The 16,966-nt window shown below is 64.4% G+C and carries 13 protein-coding genes; 7 read left to right on the top strand and 6 right to left on the bottom strand.

The features are described from left to right. Positions 1-5: 5 nt before the first annotated feature. The 5 genes from frc to KZJ38_RS20010 all read left to right on the top strand — a co-directional run bounded on the left by frc (position 6) and on the right by KZJ38_RS20010 (position 5,551). Entirely contained in the window at positions 6-1,259 is a 1,254-nt protein-coding gene (frc, locus tag KZJ38_RS20030; protein WP_219797890.1) for a formyl-CoA transferase, read from the top strand. Between the two features lie 189 nt (positions 1,260-1,448). Beyond that, the gene (locus tag KZJ38_RS20025) at positions 1,449-1,880 is read left to right on the top strand and encodes a PAS domain S-box protein (protein ID WP_219797889.1); all 432 of its coding nucleotides are present in this window, start codon (positions 1,449-1,451) and stop codon (positions 1,878-1,880) included. A gap of 255 nt (positions 1,881-2,135) precedes the next feature. Then, the gene (locus tag KZJ38_RS20020; RefSeq protein ID WP_219797888.1) at positions 2,136-3,740 is read left to right on the top strand and encodes a Re/Si-specific NAD(P)(+) transhydrogenase subunit alpha; all 1,605 of its coding nucleotides are present in this window, start codon (positions 2,136-2,138) and stop codon (positions 3,738-3,740) included. A 10-nt stretch (positions 3,741-3,750) separates the two neighbouring features. Beyond that, positions 3,751-5,163 carry an NAD(P)(+) transhydrogenase (Re/Si-specific) subunit beta gene (locus KZJ38_RS20015; protein ID WP_219797887.1) on the top strand — a complete coding sequence of 471 codons (1,413 nt, stop codon included), beginning with the start codon at positions 3,751-3,753 and terminating at the stop codon, positions 5,161-5,163. 130 nt (positions 5,164-5,293) lie between these two features. Then, positions 5,294-5,551 (top strand): hypothetical protein, encoded by a 258-nt coding sequence (locus KZJ38_RS20010; RefSeq protein WP_219797886.1) that lies wholly within the window; start codon positions 5,294-5,296, stop codon positions 5,549-5,551. A gap of 65 nt (positions 5,552-5,616) precedes the next feature. Here the strand turns inward: KZJ38_RS20010 and KZJ38_RS20005 are convergent, their stop codons facing one another. The 5 genes from KZJ38_RS20005 to KZJ38_RS19985 form a co-directional block, all read right to left on the bottom strand. Next, a complete protein-coding gene (locus tag KZJ38_RS20005) occupies positions 5,617-6,480 on the bottom strand; it encodes an ATP-binding cassette domain-containing protein (protein WP_219797885.1) in 864 nt (287 codons plus the stop codon). Continuing rightward, entirely contained in the window at positions 6,477-8,147 is a 1,671-nt protein-coding gene (locus KZJ38_RS20000) for a cyclic peptide export ABC transporter (protein WP_219797884.1), read from the bottom strand. The genes KZJ38_RS20005 and KZJ38_RS20000 overlap by 4 nt, the downstream gene beginning before the upstream one ends. A gap of 123 nt (positions 8,148-8,270) precedes the next feature. Further along, positions 8,271-10,265 (bottom strand): Fe(3+)-hydroxamate ABC transporter permease FhuB, encoded by a 1,995-nt coding sequence (gene fhuB / locus KZJ38_RS19995; RefSeq protein ID WP_246641564.1) that lies wholly within the window; start codon positions 10,263-10,265, stop codon positions 8,271-8,273. After that, on the bottom strand, positions 10,262-11,317 hold the full coding sequence (locus tag KZJ38_RS19990; protein WP_246641563.1) for an iron-siderophore ABC transporter substrate-binding protein: 1,056 nt from the start codon (positions 11,315-11,317) through the stop codon (positions 10,262-10,264). The genes fhuB and KZJ38_RS19990 overlap by 4 nt, the downstream gene beginning before the upstream one ends. Continuing rightward, positions 11,311-13,584 carry a TonB-dependent siderophore receptor gene (locus KZJ38_RS19985; protein WP_246641562.1) on the bottom strand — a complete coding sequence of 758 codons (2,274 nt, stop codon included), beginning with the start codon at positions 13,582-13,584 and terminating at the stop codon, positions 11,311-11,313. The genes KZJ38_RS19990 and KZJ38_RS19985 overlap by 7 nt, the downstream gene beginning before the upstream one ends. 188 nt (positions 13,585-13,772) lie before the next feature. On the opposite strand from KZJ38_RS19985, the gene KZJ38_RS19980 reads away from it, so the two are divergent. Continuing rightward, positions 13,773-14,558, top strand: a complete 786-nt coding sequence (locus KZJ38_RS19980) for an AraC family transcriptional regulator (protein WP_219797883.1) — start codon at positions 13,773-13,775, stop codon at positions 14,556-14,558. A 202-nt stretch (positions 14,559-14,760) separates the two neighbouring features. Further along, positions 14,761-15,690 carry an amidohydrolase family protein gene (locus KZJ38_RS19975; RefSeq protein WP_219797882.1) on the top strand — a complete coding sequence of 310 codons (930 nt, stop codon included), beginning with the start codon at positions 14,761-14,763 and terminating at the stop codon, positions 15,688-15,690. Here the strand turns inward: KZJ38_RS19975 and KZJ38_RS19970 are convergent. Then, positions 15,651-16,949 (bottom strand): styrene monooxygenase/indole monooxygenase family protein, encoded by a 1,299-nt coding sequence (locus KZJ38_RS19970; protein WP_219797881.1) that lies wholly within the window; start codon positions 16,947-16,949, stop codon positions 15,651-15,653. The two genes, KZJ38_RS19975 and KZJ38_RS19970, sit on opposite strands and share 40 nt — an antisense overlap. Between the last annotated feature and the right edge of the window lie 17 nt (positions 16,950-16,966).

Below are 16,966 nucleotides of genomic sequence, written 5' to 3'. Positions count from 1 at the left end.
TACGAATGAGCAACAAACCCCTTGAAGGCATCAAGATCATCGACTTTACCCACGTTCAGGCCGGCCCGGCGTGCACGCAATTGCTCGCATGGTTCGGCGCGGACGTGATCAAGGTCGAGCGTCCGGGCTCGGGCGACGTCACGCGTAATCAGCTGCGCGACATTCCGGATGCCGACGCGCTGTACTTCACGATGCTCAACAGCAACAAGCGCTCGTTGACGCTCGACACGAAGACGGCCGCCGGTAAGGAAGTGCTGGAAAAGCTGATCAAGGAATCGGATGTGCTGGTCGAAAACTTCGGCCCGGGCGCGCTCGACCGGATGGGTTTTTCGTGGGAGCGCATCAACGAACTGAATCCGAAGATGATCGTTGCTTCGGTGAAGGGCTTCAGCGACGGCCACCACTACCAGGACCTGAAGGTCTATGAAAACGTCGCGCAGTGCGCAGGCGGCGCGGCTTCGACGACCGGCTTCTGGGACGGCCCGCCGACGGTCAGCGCAGCCGCGCTCGGCGACAGCAACACCGGCATGCACCTCGCGATCGGCATTCTGACGGCCATCATCGGCCGCCAGCAAACGGGCAAGGGCCAGAAGGTGGCGGTGTCGATGCAGGACAGCGTGCTGAACCTGTGCCGCGTGAAGCTGCGCGACCAGCAGCGTCTCGATCGCCTCGGCTACCTCGAAGAGTATCCGCAGTACCCGCACGGCACGTTCAGCGACGTGGTGCCGCGCGGCGGCAACGCGGGCGGCGGCGGCCAGCCGGGCTGGGTGCTGAAGTGCAAGGGCTGGGAAACCGATCCGAACGCGTACATCTACTTCACGGTTCAGGGTCACGCGTGGGAGCCGATCTGCCGCGCCATCGGCAAGCCGGAATGGATCTCCGATCCGCACTACGCGACCGCTGAAGCGCGCCAGCCGCACATCTTCGATATCTTCGCAACGATCGAAGGGTGGCTCGCCGACAAGACGAAGTTCGAGGCAGTCGACATCCTGCGCAAGTTCGACATTCCGTGCGCGCCGGTGCTGACGATGAAGGAACTCGCGAACGACGAATCGCTGCGCGCGAGCGGCTCGATCGTGGAAGTGGACCACGCGGTGCGCGGCAAGTACCTGACGGTCGGCAGCCCGATCAAGTTCTCGGACCTGAAGCCCGAGATCACGTCGTCGCCGCTGCTCGGCGAGCATACCGACGAAGTGCTGGCGGAGCTCGGCTACAGCCACGACCAGATCGCGTCGATGCGCGACGCGCGCGCGGTCTGATCGGCGCACTCTCGCGGTAGCATGCAGTAAGTAGCACGCAGTTCGAAGCAAACGGCCGCCGTTCCTCTTTTTCGCAGCAGCAGAAGCGGAAAGCAAACCCGGAGCGGCGGCAGAACCATGATCAAGACACACAGAGACACTTGCTCGCAACGCAACGCGGGCATCGCCCACAGCCCCGGACGATAGACTATGGCCCCCACCATCGATTTTGAACAGCTGGTCAATGCAATCGGCGACGCCGTCATCGTCTCCGGTCCGGACGGTGCGATTACGCTATGGAACCCGGCAGCCGAGCACATGTTCGGCTTCACGCAGGAAGAGGCGCTTGGCCAGTCGCTCGACCTGATCATTCCCGAGCGGCTGCGCGGCCGTCATTGGGAGGGCTACAGCAAGACGATGGCGACCGGGCAGACGCGCTACGGCCACGATCTGCTGAAAGTGCCGGCCGTCGACAAGGCAGGACGCGCGATGTCGATCGCGTTCACGGTCGCGCTATTGCATGCGCCTGATGGCGCAGTGAGCGGCATCGTCGCGATTATCCGCGACGAAAGCGTGCGCTTCGCCGAAGACCGCGCGCTGAAGAAGCGTGTGGCCGAGCTGGAAGCAAAAGTAAGCGCGTGATGCGCTAACGCCTGAAGCACGACGGTCCATTCCCGCCAATGGACCACCGCGTGGCCCCCTCCATGGGCCGCGCTAGCATGACCGCCGAAAGACCGCACTTCGGCGGCTGACCGACCATCTGACAACAGGATTTCGGACCTTGCGAAGGCATGCCGCCATCGCAAGGCGCGAGCGGCTGCGCGCGCCTTGCGTGCAATCGCGCGGCATCCCGCGCGCCGCAGAACAGGATTTGAAACGTCGATTGGGAGCATTGCCATGCCGATGATGATTGGAGTACCGCGGGAGCGCTATCCGGGCGAGCGTCGTGTCGCATTGACGCCGGAGGTGATCGGGCATCTGTCTAAGCTCGGTTTTAACGTAACGGTCGAAACAGGCGCGGGTGAACTCGCCGCGTTTTCCGACGATTCGTATCGCGCAGCTGGCGCACAGATCGCCGAAAGCGCGACAGCGCTGCATGCGGCCGCCGACATCATCCTGAAGGTGCGCGCGCCGTTGCGCGAGGCCGCGGGCGGCGTCGATGAAATCGCGCTGTTGCGCGAAGGCACCACGCTGATCAGCTTCATCTGGCCCGCGCAAAATCCGGAGCTGCTCGAACAGCTGCGCGCGCGCAACGTAACCGTGCTCGCGATGGACTGCGTGCCGCGCATCTCGCGCGCGCAGAAAATCGACGCGCTGAGCTCGATGGCGAATATGGCCGGCTATCGCGCGATCATCGAAGCCGCGCATCAGTTCGGCCGCGGTTTCATGGGGCAGATCACGGCAGCCGGCAAGATTGCGCCGGCCAAGGTGATGGTGATCGGCGCCGGCGTCGCGGGGCTGGCGGCAATCGGCGCCGCGCGCAGTCTCGGCGCCATCGTGCGCGCCTTCGATACGCGGCCCGAAGTGCGGCAGCAGGTCGAGAGCATGGGCGCCGAATTCCTCGAGCTCGACTACCAGGAAGACGGCAGCGGCTCCGGCGGCTACGCCAAGGAAATGAGCGCCGCGTTTATCGAAGCGGAAATGGCGCTGTTTGCCGCGCAGGCGAAGGAAGTCGACGTGATCGTCACGACCGCGCTGATTCCGGGCAAGCCGGCGCCCAAGCTCATCACGAAGGACATGGTGCGCAGCATGCGCTACGGCAGCGTGATCGTCGATCTCGCCGCCGAGCAGGGTGGCAATTGCGAATTCACGCAGCCTGGCGTCGCGGCGCAAGCCGAAGGCGTGACGATCGTCGGCTACACCGATCTGCCTTCGCGCATGGCGACGCAATCGAGCCAGCTGTACGGCACGAACCTGCGGCATCTGCTCACCGATATGACGCCGGAAAAGAACGGCGAGATCGTCGTCAATATGGATGACGAAGTGATCGTCGGCATGACCGTGATCCGCAACGGCGAGAACAAATGGCCGACGCCGAAACGGGCGGCGCCGCCGGCACCCGCGGCATCGAATGCGGCAAACGCGGCAGCGCAAGCGAAACCGGCCGGCCACGGCGCGGGCGCCGCGGCGGTGACTGCGGAACAACGCCGCCGCGCCACGACCCTCGGCATCGTCGGCCTTATCGTTGCGGCCGTGCTGATCGTCGCGCTGGGCGCAGTCGCGCCGCCTGCGTTTGTCGCGCACTTCACGGTGTTCGTGCTGGCGATCTTCATCGGCTATCAGGTCGTGTGGAACGTGACGCCTGCGCTGCATACGCCGCTGATGAGCGTCACCAATGCGATCAGCGGGATCATCGTGATCGGCGCGCTGCTGCAGTTAGGCACGCCGAGTTCGCTCGTGACCGTGCTTGCGGGGCTCGCGCTGCTGATCGCCACGATCAATATCGCGGGCGGGTTCCTCGTGACCCAACGCATGCTGAACATGTTCCAGCGCGGCGAATAAGGAGACCGACATGCAGATCGGAACAAGCAGTGGAATCGGCAGCATGGCCTATCTGGCCGCGAGCGCGTTGTTTATCCTGAGCCTGCGCGGCCTGAGCCACCCCGCGTCCGCGCGGCGCGGCAATCTGTACGGCGTCGCCGGCATGGCGATCGCGATCGTCACCACGTTGTGGCTTTCGAACGGCGCTGCGCTGCCTGTCGTCATCGCGTTGATGGCGATCGGCGTGGCGGGCGGCGCGGTGCTCGCGCGGCGCGTCGAGATGACGCAAATGCCGCAGCTCGTCGCAGCGTTGCATAGCTTCGTCGGTCTCGCGGCGGTGCTGGTCGCGATCGCGAGCTATCTGTCGCCGGCTGCGGAGAATGCAACGGCGTTCAGCGGCGCAGGGCAATCGATCCATGACGTCGAAATCTATCTCGGCGTCTTTATCGGCGCCGTGACGTTCACCGGATCGATCGTCGCGTTCCTGAAGCTGCAAGGCACCATCGGCGGCAAGCCGCTGATTCTGCCGATGCGGCATCTGCTCAACATCGTCGGCGTGCTCGCCAGCCTCGCGCTCGGTTATCTGTTCCTGACGGCGCCGGAGCCCGCACAAGGCATCGGTCCGCTGCTGACGATGACCGCGATCGCCGCGCTGATCGGCATCCATCTGGTGATGGCAATCGGCGGCGCGGACATGCCGGTGGTCGTATCGATGCTCAACAGCTACTCGGGCTGGGCGGCGGCCGCCACCGGCTTCATGCTCAGCAACGATCTGCTGATCGTGACCGGCGCGCTGGTCGGTTCGAGCGGCGCGATTCTGAGCTACATCATGTGCCGCGCGATGAACCGCAAGTTCGTGTCGGTGATTTTCGGCGGCTTCGGCACGGTGTCGACCACGGCGGCTGCGATCGAAGGCGAAGTCGTGCCGGTCTCGGTCGACGAGGTCGGCGCGCTGCTGCGCGACGCAACCGAAGTGGTGATCGTGCCCGGCTACGGCATGGCCGTCGCGCAGGCGCAAACGACGATCAGCGAAATCACACGCAAGCTGCGCGACAAGGGCGTGAAGGTGCGCTTCGGCATTCACCCGGTTGCGGGCCGTTTGCCTGGCCACATGAACGTGCTGCTCGCCGAAGCCAAGGTGCCGTACGACATCGTGCTCGAGATGGACGAGATCAACGACGACTTCAAGAGCACCGACGTCGTGCTCGTGATCGGCGCGAATGACATCGTGAATCCCGCGGCGCTCGAAGATGCGGGCAGTCCGATTGCCGGCATGCCGGTGCTCGAAGTGTGGAAGGCGAACACGGTGATCGTGTCGAAGCGCAGCATGGCGAGCGGCTATGCGGGCGTCGACAATCCGCTCTTCTACAAGGAGAACACGCGGATGCTGTTCGGCGACGCGAAGCGCAGCGTCGAAGCGCTGCTTGCGCAGTTGAGCGCCTAAAAGCGGAAAAGCGAGGACGGACAAGCGGGGACAAACACGCGAAGCCGGACACGCGCAATGGAGCGGATAACGCCGGTCACCGGGCGTTGTCCGCGTTGCAGAACAAGCCCCTTTTTGACTGGAGATGATCATGCACATCGAAACGCTTGGACGATATCAACTCGTACTGTCGGCGATGCAGTCGATTCAGAACGGCGGCTGGACCGCGTACGCGGCTGTACGCACCATGTCGACCCAGGCGGCCGAAGACGCCGAACTCCTGCCGTATCAGCGCGTGGAAAGCGACACGATGTATGCGAGCGAGGCCGCGGCGATCGAAAGCGCGCGCAGCGCGGCGCTGCAGGCGATCGCGTCGGGCGCGAAGATCGAGACCAGCGGCGCGATGTGAAGGCGACGTAACCGCGCGATGTGACCGCGCGACGTAACCGCGATGTGACGATGTCGGGCGCTTCGCTAGTAAGCGAAACTGATGCGCCGCCCGCCGCGCGGATGTTCGATGGTCCCCATCGGAATGCCGTAAATCGCTTCGAGCACGTGATCCCGCATCACCTGTTCGGGCGAGCCTTGCATGATCAGCCGGCCTTCCTTCAGCGCAATCAGATGGTCGCAAAAGCGCGCAGCCATATTGATATCGTGCAGCACCGCGACCACGCCGAGCCCGCGCGTCGCGCATAGTTCGTGCACCAGTTCGAGCACCTCGATCTGATGACCGATGTCGAGCGCGGAGATCGGCTCGTCGAGCAGCAGGCAGTCGCTGTCCTGCGCGACGAGCATCGCGATCCACACGCGCTGGCGCTCCCCGCCCGACAGGCTGTCGACGCGGCGATCGGCGAAGCCCGTGGTATCGGTCAATTCCAGCGCTTCGTCCACTTTCGCGTTGTCCTGCGCGCTGAAGCGCCCCAGCGCGCCATGCCATGGATAGCGGCCCAGTGCGACCAGTTCTCGCACCGTCATGCCCTGCGCGGGCGGCAATTGCTGCGGCAGATACGCGATCTTGCGCGCGAGCGCGCGCTGGCTCCAGCCGTCGATCGGCTCGCCCAGCAGATGGATCGAGCCGGCCGTCGGCGGCTGTTGCCGCGCGAGCAGCTTGATCAGCGTCGACTTGCCCGAACCGTTGTGGCCGATCAATCCGTAGAAGCAGCCCTTCGACAGATTCAGCGTAAGCGGATGCAGCACCGTGCGGTTCTCGATCACGAACGACGCGCCGTCGAGCGTGTAGAGCGCTTCGCCGCCGTCACCTTGTGCGACGACCGTGCGGTACGGGTCTGCGGGCGTACGCAACGCGGAGCGCTGCGCCTGTGTATCGGAATCGGTCATATCGATGCCTTCGGCTGCAAGGGTGATACGGAATGCGCGATCGCCGCGCGACCGGACTCGTGCTGCGCGTTCGCGACGATCTGCCCGTCATCGAGCTTGATGCTGCGATCGGCGAGCGCGAAGTAGCGATCGTCGTGGGAAATCACGAGCACGGTTTTGCCTCTCGCCTTCAGATCGGGCAACAGGCGCCGATAGAACACATCCTTGAACAGCGGATCCTGGTCGGCGGCCCACTCGTCGAACACGTAAAACGGCCGGTCTTCCAGATACGCGACCAGCAGCGCGACACGTTTGCGCTGACCTTGCGATAGACCCAAGGTCGAGAACACGCCGTCGCGCACGCTGACCTTGTGCGTGAGCTGCAAGTCGTCGAGCAATTGCTGCGCGCGCGCGTCGATGTCGTGCACGGTCATGCCGAACAGGCTATCGAACAGGAAGAAGTCGCTGAACACGGCCGAGAAATGGTGGCGATAGCGGTCGCGCTGCGCATCGTCGATCGGCTCGCCGTTCAGCAGAATGCGCCCGCTTTCCGGCGTGTACAGGCCAACCAGCAGCTTGGCCAGCGTGGTCTTGCCGCTGCCGTTGCCGCCGATCAGAAATACAACCTCGCCGGGCGCGAAGGTCAGGTCGAGCGGGCCAAGCGTAAACGGCTCGCTTTCGTTGTCGCGAAAGTACTGATGCGTGACATGTTCGAGCTCGATGCTTTGAAACGACCGCACGGGCGCGACGTCCGGCGCGAGTTCGCGCGGCATGTCCGCGTTGACCTTCTCGATATGCTCAAACGCAACCTTCGCGGAGCCGAGCGACGGAATCGCGGAAAGCAGCCCTTCGATCGGCATGATCATGTACAGAAACACCATCGCGTAACCGGACATCACATGCGCATCGACATGCGTGAGCCGCGCGAGCACGAAGAGCGTAACGCCGATAAACGCAAACAGAATCAGATTGCCCCAGCTGGCGGCGGCCGCATAGAGCACGTAACCGCGCGTGCGCTGCACGCGTACCGCTTCGACATTCGGGGCAAGCGTTTCGTCGATAAAGGCCTGCTTTCTTGCGCGATGCAGCTTCAGTTCCTTGGCGCCGTCGAATAGCGCGCGAAAGTGGCGGACCAGATCGTCCTCGCGTCGCCGCGACGCGCGCAGGTCTTTCATCGCGCGCGTATGCGCGAGGCGAAAGCCGAGTGCCGCGAGTCCGATCGTCACGAGCGCAAGCAGGAGAATCGTCCACGACAGATACGCGAGATAGACGAGACATCCGGCGATGACCGCGCCTTGCATCGCAAGCGTCGGCAGGCCGATAAAAAACACCACGATCGTATCGAGATCCTGCGTCAGCACCGTGAGCGCGCTCGAACCGCCTTGCCGTTCGAGATGCGGGTAGGCGGCCGTGCCGATGTGCTCAATGGTTTGCATGCGCAATTGCGCTTTCGCGCGTTGTCCGAGGTACATGAAAAGCGTTTGCGACAGCGCGCGCGTGAGCAGCACGACCACGCCGAGCGCGAGAAAACGCCAGCCGAGTTCGGCCAGCCGATCATTCGACGCGCCGAGCGCCTGATTGATCAGGGCGATCAGGCCGGCGTTGCCGAAGCCGCTGATCAGGCTCGCGACGAACGCAACCGGCAGGATCCAGCGCGAACTGCGTAACAGATAAACAAGCAGGGACATGGGGTTCTTCCTTCGGGGACGGTGCCTCGACTCGCGTGCCGCAAATCAAGGCCCGATCGCCTCGCGTTGGTTTTTCAGGTCTTTCACGTCTTCAGTTTTCGTCGATCCTGCTGGCGCTTCACGCTAGCGCCTTAGCAGCCACATCAGCCACGGCGCGCCGATCAGCGCCGCGAGCACGCCGGCCGGCATCTGCTGCGGGAAAATCACCACGCGTCCGAGCCAGTCCGCGACGACCATTAGCGTCGCGCCGATCAGCATCGTTACGAACATCGATGAACGCGCGCGGGCAAAACCGAGCAAACGGGCGAGATGCGGCGCCATCAGGCCGACAAACGACATCGGTCCGATCACGACCGTACCGATCGCGGTCATCGATGCGGCCGCGACGAGCAGCACGAGCCGCGCGCGCTTGCTGCTCACACCAAGCGCATCGGCCACGTCGGCGCCGAGCGGCAGCATGTCGAGCCAGCGCGAACACAGGTAGGCGACGAGCACGCCCGCGCACGTGCAGAGCGCGACGACCGTCGCCATGCCGGGCAGCACGATATACGTCGAGCCGTACGTGAGCGGTCGCAGCAATGCGGCATACGCGCCGCCGCTCGAGGTTGCCAGCATGACCGCCGACTGCGCGAACGCGCTGAGTGCGATGCCGCCGAGCAGCACCTGTTGCGGTGCAAAGCCGCTGCGACGTCCGAGCACAATGATTGCCGCAAGGCAGATCAAAGCGCCCGCGCAGGCGCTCAAAAGCAGCAACGGCGCGGACGGTGCGCTGACCGCGAGCGCCGCGCCGAGCATGCCGAGCATTGCGCCGCCGCTCACGCCGAGCAGTTCGGGGCTCGCCATCGGATTGCCCGTCATCCGCTGCAGCATTGCACCGGCGAGCGCGACCATCACGCCCGCGCCCAGCGATGCGATCGTGCGCGGCACGCGCCAGAACGCGAACGTGGGCCATTGCGCGGCCGGGGTCCAATGCCAGCCGTGCGCGGTCACCGTCACGCCTAACGAGACGACCATCGCGACGGCGAGCGCGGTAACGAGAACGAGCGTCGTGCCGCGCAGCGTGCGACGCGGCGCGTCATTCGGATCACTGAGCATGCGCGGATCGTCGGTTCTGAGCTTGCGCAGCATCGCCAGCAGCAGCGGACCGCCGCCTAACGCGAGCGCGGCGCCGGTCGGCAGTAACTCGCCGAACATGCCGGGCAGGCTTTGCACCGCCTGATCGGCGAGTGTCAACAGCCCCGCGCCGACGAGCGGCGCCCAGAGCAACTGATCGCGCAGCCGTCGCGCGCCGGCAAGACGGGCGAGGACTGGACCCGCCAGTCCGATAAAACTGATGACGCCGACTGCGCTGACCACGAATGCGCTGAGGATCACCGCGAGTGCGAGCGCGGCCGGTCGCATCCAGCGCAGCGACAGGCCCAGTTGCGAGGCGCTGCCGTCGTCGAGTGAAAAGAGCGTGAGCGGCCGCGCCAGCAGCGCGATGCCGGCCGTGCAGACAAGCGCGCGCGGCACGAACCACGCGACTGTGGCCCAGCCGTTCTGACTCAGCGATCCGCCGCCCCAGATAAAGATCGCAGCCAGCGAGCGCTCGTACGTGATCGTCAACACGAGGACGAGCGCACCGCAGTACAGATTCATGATCATGCCCGCGAGCACGACCGAAACCGGTGCGAAACCGCGTCGCCAGGTGAGCGCCAGCGTGACGAGCATCGCGACGCTTGCGCCCGCGAGCGCGACGCCGAAACGCAGATCGGGGACGAGTGCCGGTGCGATGATCGCCGCGATGGTTAGCGCGAGATAGGCGCCGGCCGACACGCCGAGCGTCAGCGGCTCGGCGAGCGGATTGCGTAGCACCTGCTGGAACACGACGCCCGCAAGCGATAGCGCCGCGCCCGCTGCCAGCGCCATCGCTAGCCGCGGCAACCAGCTGTAGTGGATCACGAGCTGCGGCAGCGTCGCGTCGCGGGATAACAAGAGCGCGCCCTGCCATTGATCGACGGGCAGACGCGCGCCGAGCGTGTGGCCGGTGAGCCATACCGTGACGGTAACCAGCAGCAGCGGCATCCATCCGGTGCGGCGAGTTTGCTGAGCGCCGGTTGCGATGATGCGGTTCATCATGCCGCTCCTTGCAATGCATCGCCGAGACTGCCGGCAAAACGCATCGACGCGACGATGCCGCCCAGCGGCGGTATGTTCGCGTCGATATGGGCAACGCGATTGCGTGCGACGAACGGCAGCGCGTTCCACAGCGGGCTTTTCGCGAGCTGCGCGGCAACGCCGGGCGGCACCCCGATCAGGACGGCCTGTGCGTCGGGATGCTTCGCAAGCGACGCGAAATCGGCTTCGGCAGCGCCTTGCAAGTCGGTCGCGCCTTGCCATGCGTTGGTCAGCGCGAGGCGGCTCAATATGCCGCCGAAAAGGCTCGGTGTACCGAACACCGATACATGTCTATCGTCGATCGGACGCAGCAGATAAACGGGCTTGCCGCTCGCACGAAATGCCGCCAGCCGTTGCGAAACCTGCTTCAGTTGCGCGTCGGCTTGCGCGATCAGCGTTTGCGCCTGTGTCTCGCGGCACAGGCGTTGTGCGAGTTGCTGCGTGGCGCTGCGTACGGCTGCATAGACATCGGAATGTGCGCCGCCACCGCCGCCGCGAACGCCGCCGCCGTATAGCGGCACCGCAAACGTCGGCGCAATGCGTTCGAGCAGCGTGCGCATGGGTGCGTGCGCGGGCGTGACGACGATCAGATCGGGCTTCAGCGTCTCGATGACTTCGAAGTTCGGCTGGTACAGCAAACCCGTGTCGACCGCGGAAGGCGGCAACGGCGGCACGCCATCGAGCCGCGTGTACCAGACAGGACGCGAGACGCCGACCGGCACGACGCCGAGCGACAGCACGATCTCAGTCAACGGCCAGTCGAGCACGACGATGCGTTGTGTCGCGCACGTGCGGGCGGCTGTGGCTTTAGCGGCGTCAGCGGCTTCATCGGCGCCAACTGCGCTTGAGTTTTCGCCTGCGCTGCCTGCGTTCTTTCTCACCATCGCGGCGCTGGAGTCCGCCGCAACCGCCGCGCGTGCAAAGAACCCAAAAGCCCCGGCAAAACCGCACGACGACACCACTCCCGCAGCGGTGCCGCCCGTCAGCATCCGGCGTCGCGTCGGGTTCACCATTGGTAGAGCGCCGTTCCGAGCACGGTCCGCGTCGCGCCCCAGTAACAGATGACCGACGCCGTGCAATACGAGATGTATTCGCGATTGAACAGGTTGTTGACGTTCAACGCGAGACGCCATTTCTCGATGTCGTAGTGCGCCCCGACGTCGACCAGCACGCGCGCCGGCACTTCGAACGAGTTGAACACGTCGCCCGCCGATTCGCTCACATAGCGCACGCCCGCGCCGAAGCCGAGATTGCGCAGCGGCCCGCGATGCAGCGTGTAGTCGGCCCATGCCGACGCGGTGGTGCGCGGCGTGATCGGCTGGCGGTTGCCGAGCGTCGCCGGAATCGTGCTCGACGTGATGTTCTGGTCCACATACGCATACGACGCGATGAGCTTCAGGCTTTCGGTCACGTTCGCATGCGCTTCGGCCTCGATGCCGCGCGAACGCACTTCGCCGGTCTGGACCGAGAAGCCCGGGTGTGCCGGGTCGGGCACCGTTACGTTCTCCTGCGTCAGGTTGTAGGCCGCCAGCGAGAAGAAGCCGTCGAAGCCCTTCGGCTGATAGCGCACGCCGACCTCGACCTGCTTGCCGCGCGTCGGCGCGAACGGCACGTTGCCGAACGCGAGCCCCGTGAGCGGCTGGAACGACTTCGCATACGACACATACGGCGCGATGCCGCTGTCGAATTCGTAGGCGAGGGCCGCACGATAGGTGAACGCGTGATCGTTCGCGTGCGAACCCGAGGCGAGCGTCGGCGAGCGTTGCGTGAGATTGGTGCCGACCCAGTCCTCGCGCATGCCGAGCGTGAGTACCCAATGCTTCAGCAGCCGCATCTGGTCCTGCGCATAGACGCCGACGGTGCTCAACGCGTAGTCGAGACGCGTCGATGCGGGAATCGTCGGCAGCGCCGAAAAGTCCGGATTGAACAGGTTGACGTTGCCGACCACGCCGCCGCCCGTCGAATCGCCGAGGATGTCGCGCTGATAGTCGAGGCCGAGCAGCACCGTATGCTCGACCGGACCTGTCGCGAACTTCGCCTGCCCGTGCGTATCGACTTCGAATTGCGAGAAGTGCTCGTGGTCGACGTTCGCCCACATCGGCATGGTCGCCTGATCGGGGAGAAACGCGGGACCGTTGACCGAAGTCTGGTAGTAGTTCTCATCGATGTGCAGATAGCGCACGTTCTGCGACACGCTGAAAACGTCATTAAATGCGTGGTCGAACTGATAGCCGAACCAGTATTGCGTGCGATGCATGCCGTCTCGGTTCGGATCGCCGAGATACTGGTCCGGGCTGAACTTGCCGTTCGGATTGTGGAAGAGCGTGCCGCTCGACGGCACCGGGTTGAACAGGCCGCCGTTCGGGTCGCGCTGGAAGCTGCCTTGTAGCGTGAACGTCGTATTGCGGTCGGGCCTGATCGTGACCGACGGCTGGATCGCAATACGCTGATCCTGGATGTCGCCGACCTGCGTGTCCGACGTGCGGCCAAGGCCCGTCACGCGATACAGAACGGTGCCGTCCTTGTCGACAGGGCCGCTGAAATCGAAGCCGAGCTGGTAGTTGTTGTGATTGCCGATCTGCATCACGACTTCGTGATACGGCACGGCGAGCGGTAGCTTGCTCACATAGTTGACGAGGCCGCCGGGGCTGCCCTGTCCATACAGCACGGACGCCGGTCCATGCAGCACTTCCATGCGATCGAGGAAGTACGGATCGATGCGCGGCGTCGCGAAGCGCGGTGACTGATAAAGATGAAGACCGTCGAGGTAAGAGTCGAGCGGAAAGCCGCGGCCGTAGATCTGGTCGAAGCGGACATCGGTGCCGTCCTGGGTGTTGACGCCCACCGTGTAGCGCAGCGCCTGATCGACCGTTTGCGCGCCGAGGTCATCCATCTGCTGGCGCGTGACGACCGACACGCTCTGCGGATTCGTCAGCAGGTCGGAGTCGGTTTTCGTGGCAGTCTTCGTGCGCGTCGCGACGTAGCCGACGCCCGGGCCTTGCGGATTCTGCGGATCGGCGGCAGCGTTCGATGTCACCTTGATCGTCGGCAGGACGCGGGCGGGGTCGGTTGAGGTTGTGCTGCCTGCGCCGGTGCTGTTCGTGCTGGTGGCGTCCGCGCTGGTCGTCGTGCTGGCGTTGGTGTCGGCGGTGGCAGTGGCGGGCGTGGCCGGTGCATCGGCTACCTGCACGTCAGCAGCCTGCGCCCGCAACATCGTGCCGCCGACTACCGCGGCGATCATCGTCATTCGTAGCCCGCTTGAGAGTTCCCCGATTTTCATTGTTCCTCGACGGTCCCGGTCGTTTTGTGAGTAGGTGGCGAACCGAACTGCCATGCTAATGAATAAGAACGATTCGCGTTTACTTGCCGACCGTCAGAATATCGGTTACGCTTTCTCAAAGGTTGACAACAAGTGTTCAGTTTTGGACAAAACCTGGCCGAAACGCATAGACCGATCGCGTCACGTTCATGAAGGAATTCCTGCTCACCCGTTATCCGCATTCGCGCCGCCGATTGCCGCGCGATGTGACCGTGCGCGCGATCACGTCTGAAAACGGACAGCGCGAGCCGTGGCATCGGCATGAACATGGGCATCTCGTGGTGCCGCTCGACGGCGTCGTGCGCGTGCTGACGCCTACGCGCACCTGGACATTGCCGCCGTCGCGCGCGTTGTGGGTGCCGCCGAATATCGATCACGAACTGCACGCGATCGGCAGCCTCACGCTGTGCACGGTCAGCGTCGAACCTGAAGCGGTGAACTGGATCTGGGCGAGCGGCCGGCTGATCCCGGTCGAGCCGCTGCTGCGCGAACTGCTGACGAGCATGCTGCGCGACGGACTCGACTACGAGCCCGACAGCCGTACGGCGGTTGCCGTGCCGCTGCTGCTGAAGATGCTCGAGGAAGCGCCGTCGTTAGGCGAGGGCGGGTTGCCGTTGCCGCGCTCACCGCGGCTGCTCGCGATTTGCGAGCGCATGATGCTCGAGCCGGCCACCGACTACACGCTCGAGCGCTGGGCCGACGAGATCGGCACGAGCGCAAGAACGCTGGCGCGTCATTTCAAGGACGAGACCGGCATGAGCTTCGGGCATTGGCGTCAGCATATGCGCGCCGCGGAAGCGACGACCCGCCTCGCGCTGGGCGCGGCGGTCGCGAATGTCGCGATCGATCTCGGTTACAGCACGCCGAGCGCGTTTACCGTGATGTTCAAGCGGCTGTTCGGCGCGTCGCCGCAGCAGTATCTGTCGTCGCTTTAGTGTCGCCTGTTTCGCGCCTCGCAGTGCCGCGCCTTGCCTTGGCGCTCTGTCCTGCGCAGCGCACCGCTCTCGTTCGGCGCGCGGCCTCAGCCCGCGAGCATTAAAGAGTGTGCGCACCTGCCTTGGACGCCCGGTCGCGAACGCTTAAGCTTTGCGATGTGCCGTGTCTTCACCGACAACGCCATCGCGACGAGGCCGCGCCATGACCACTCCGCAGAGAATCATCGACTCGCACCTCCACTTCTTCGATCACACGCAAAATACGCATCCGTTCTTCGAACGCCGCGATCCGGGCTTCGAAGCGTTCGTCGGCAACTACGACGCGCTGCCGCGCCGTTTTCTGCCGGCCGACTATCTGGCCGCTGTCGCCGACGCCGGCGGCTATCGCGCCGAAGGCGCCGTATGGCATGAGTTTCTTTCGACGGACGCCTACAAGGAAGCCGCGTGGGCGCAACAGCAGGCGAACGAAAGCGAGCGCTCGGGACTGCGCATCGCGCTGTGCGCGCTCGTCGAATTTCTCGACCCTGAACTCGAAGCGAAGCTCGACCGGTACGCGAGCTTGCCGAATCTGACCGCCGTTCGCGAGCATGTGATCTGGGACGACACGAATCCGCTCAGGCGTTTTGCGACGCGTCCGCATGTGATGCGCGACCCCGCATGGAGCAAACAGCTCCCGCTGTTAAAGCGCTACGGCCTGAAATGCGGGCTCTATGCGTTCGCGCATCAACTGCCCGATGTCATCGAAGTCGTGCGCAAGCATCCCGATATCGGCTTCACGAGCGCCTTGATCGGCTGGCCGCTCGACCTCTCAGACGAAGGTTTCTCGCGCTGGAAGCGAAACCTTGCCGAACTCGCCGCATGCGACAACGTGCGCATGGACGTCTCCGCGCTCGAATGCCTGTTCGGCATGCAATGGCGGACGGAGGACGCAGCGCGATGGGTGTCGACGACGATCGAAACGATCGGCGTATCGCGCTGTATGTTCGGCAGCCATATGCCGATCGCGGGGCTTTCGGTCGGCTTCGCGGAGGTTTATCGGCGCTACGGCGAGATGCTCCGCGAGTTCTCGGAGAGCGAAGTCGACGAGATGTTTTACGGCGTCGCGAATCGCTGGTTCATGCCGTCGCGTTGAAGGTCACGTGAGGCGGGCGCGTTGGACACGCTATCCTGCCGATCCGCGATAAACCGTTCGCATGCCTCTGCATCGGACCACCACGGGAAGAACGACGGCGGATGATCGAAGCCGTTGACGATCGCGCTTGCGATCGCAGGCGACCGTACGGCCGCATCGAGCAGCTTCAGACGATACTGCGGCGGCGGCATCAGCAACGAATTCGTCCACTGCGTGACCGCCTCCGCGTACGTCCAGTATTGCTCGAACGTTTGCTCCATCCAGTCGCGCGTGAACGGTGCATCGCCGTGCGCGAGAATCGCATCGAGATAGACCTTGCATGCGTGCGTGGCGCTGCTCGAGCCCTGGCCCGAAATCGGATCGTTGATCGCGATCGCATCGCCAAGCCCGAACACGGGTCGCCCCGACGGCAATTGCAGCACCGGCTTGCGCACGACAGGCGCAAACGCGCCGGCCAGAATGCCGTGCGCATCGGTCAATTCCACGCGCTTCGCGCGATCGGCTTCGCGCGGCAGCCAGGTCCGCAGCAGGCGTTTGGCCGCATCGAGATGGTCGCCAGGCGTAAGCGCCTCGCGCCATATATCGAACGGCCCTTGCGGAATGCCCTCGAAAAACATGATGTGACAAGGGCCGCTTAGCGTCAGCGCCGGAATCACGAAGTATTCGCCAACCGAGGGAATCACGTTGAACGAGATACGCGAGTAGTCGTCGGCCTCCTTGAGTCCGTGCACATAGGTCAGCGAAAGCACGCGTTGAGGCGCATCGAACGTCGAACGCGATGCATCGCGCTCGAACAGTTGCGCGACATCGCCCTTGCCGGCAGACACAATGACCAGATCATGCGTATCGGCAAGCGCTTCGAGATCCGCAACACCGGCCTTCTGGATCAGCACGCGCGCGCCGCGCGCTTCGAGCTTCACGAGCCACTGAGCCATCTTGATGCGCTGATCGACGGACCGCGCCGGCCGATCGAGCCGCGCCTTCCAGTCGATCAGCGGACCTCCGCCGGGATCGGGACTTTGCAGCGAAAACGAAATGCCGTCGACGGGCGGACACAGGTCGTGCCAGTCGTCGATGCCGAGATCGCTTTCGATCTGCAGCGCGGAGCCGAACATGCATTGAGAGGACAGCACCTTGCCGCCGCGAATCTGATCCGGTGTGCGATCCGATACGACGGTGACCTCATAGCCCTTATCGAGCAGTCCGAAGGCGAGCGGCAAGCCCGCCTGGCCCGCGCCCACAATCGCGATTCGATGCATTCGACTTCTCCTCGGTT

It is taken from the genome of Paraburkholderia edwinii, assembly GCF_019428685.1.
In the GTDB taxonomy this organism is placed as follows: domain Bacteria; phylum Pseudomonadota; class Gammaproteobacteria; order Burkholderiales; family Burkholderiaceae; genus Paraburkholderia; species Paraburkholderia edwinii.
Note: the sequence above shows the minus strand (reverse complement) of the source record. Positions and strands in the feature narration are given on the sequence as shown.